Raw genomic sequence first — 1808 nt, forward strand, 5'->3', positions numbered from 1 at the left:
AACACCGCGGTCTTCGGGGACCTGGCCCGGCAGCACCGGTTCGTCGAGGCATACCTGTGGACCCTGGATTCGCTGCACCGCCACGGTGCCCGGGCCACCCTGGCCGAGCTGCTGGGCGGCGGCGGCGGGAAAACCGGATAGCACCGGTGACCGGCGGCCGCGGTGGGCATACTGGCGTCATGCGCTCCATCTGGAAGGGTTCCATCGCCTTCGGGCTGGTCAACGTCCCGGTGAAGGTGTACAGCGCCACCGAGGACCACGACATCAAGTTCCGGCAGGTGCACGCCGCCGACAACGGGCGGATCCGCTATCAGCGGGTCTGCGAGGCGTGCGGCGAGGTGGTCGAGTACGCCGACATCGCGAAGGCGTACGAGTCCGCCGACGGGCAGCTGATCGTGATCACCGACGACGACATCGCCACCCTGCCGGAGGAGCGCAGTCACGAGATCGAGGTGCTGGAGTTCGTCCCGGCCGCCGATCTCGATCCGATGCTGTACGACCGCAGCTACTTCCTGGAGCCGGAAACCACGTCACCGAAGGCGTACGTGCTGCTGGCCAAGACGCTCACCGAGAACGACCGGGTGGCGATCGTGCACTTCTCGCTGCGCAACAAGACGCGGCTGGCCGCCCTACGGGTCAAGGACTTCGGCAAGCGCGAGGTGATGGTGGTGCAGACCCTGCTGTGGCCGGACGAGATCCGGGACCCCGACTTCCCGGTGCTGGACAAGACGATCCAGGTCAAGCCGGCCGAGCTTACGATGGCCGGGCAGGTGGTGGAGTCTATGACCGCCGACTTCGACCCGGACCGGTACCACGACAACTACCAGCAGGAACTGCGCGAGCTGATCGACGCCAAACTCCGCGGCGGCGAGGGCGTCACCGTCGCGGAGCGGCCGGCCGAACTGGACCGCGCCGGCACCGACGACATCTCCGATCTGCTGGCCAAGCTGGCGGCCAGCGTCAAGAAGCGGTCGGCGACCGAGAAGACGCCGGCGAGGAAAGCCGCCGCGGAGAAGACGCCGACATCCCGATGAGACGGCATTCGGCTAGGCTTCGCGCCAGAGACGAACCGGCACCGGAGAGGGCGAAGGTCATGAGGACAGGCATGATCATCGGAGCAGGCGTCCCGGTCGTCGCGATGGTGAGCGCGGCGGTCGTCATCGCCGCCCCCGACGATCAGGCCGGTGATCAGGCCACCGCTGCGCCCAGTGCGCCACCCAGCACCTCGACCAGCGCTCAGCCCAGCACCGCGGCCGCAGCCGAGCCCAGCGCTCCACCACGCGATCAGGCGGTGGTGGTCAAGCAGTTCCTGCGCAAACTCGAGGCGAACGAACTGCGCTACAGCACGCCAGAGACGTTGATACGTGACGGCATCGACTGCTGTCAGAAGGCCGGTGCGGGGATGAGCGGTCCGCAGATCGCCGAATACATCGCCCGCACCCGCAACCTGGACGAAGGCGACTCGAATGAGTTCGTCTTCGACGCGGTGATGTATCTGTGCCCGCAGCAGCGCGATGGATTGACCGGGCGATAACGTGGTGATCCTGGACCGGTTCCGGCTGGACGACAAGACCGCGGTGGTCACCGGGGCAGGCCGCGGCCTGGGTGCGGCCATTGCGGTGGCCTTCGCCGAAGCCGGCGCCGACGTGGTGATCGCCGCGCGGACCCGCTCCCAGTTGGAGGAGGTCGCCGGGCAGGTCCGCGCCGCCGGGCGGCGCGCGCACGTCGTCGTCGTCGATCTGGCCCGTCCCGCGGAGACGGCGAAGCTGGCCGGCGAGGCGGTCGCCGCCTTCGGCGCGCTGGACGTC

At 68.6% G+C, this 1808-nt stretch carries 3 protein-coding genes; all 3 read left to right on the forward strand.

The window, feature by feature from the left end; all coding sequences use genetic code 11:
• Positions 1-179 precede the first annotated feature (179 nt).
• On the forward strand, positions 180-1034 hold the full coding sequence (ku, locus tag AC2VNT_RS16585) for a non-homologous end joining protein Ku (protein ID WP_486947895.1): 855 nt from the start codon (positions 180-182) through the stop codon (positions 1032-1034).
• A 71-nt stretch (positions 1035-1105) separates the two neighbouring features.
• Positions 1106-1534 carry a DUF732 domain-containing protein gene (locus AC2VNT_RS16590; RefSeq protein WP_486947896.1) on the forward strand — a complete coding sequence of 143 codons (429 nt, stop codon included), beginning with the start codon at positions 1106-1108 and terminating at the stop codon, positions 1532-1534.
• Between the two features lie 4 nt (positions 1535-1538).
• Positions 1539-1808: SDR family NAD(P)-dependent oxidoreductase (locus tag AC2VNT_RS16595; RefSeq protein WP_486947897.1), on the forward strand; the 270-nt coding region annotated here is incomplete at its 3' end.

Source organism: Mycobacterium sp. TH-M15 (genome assembly GCF_057473705.1).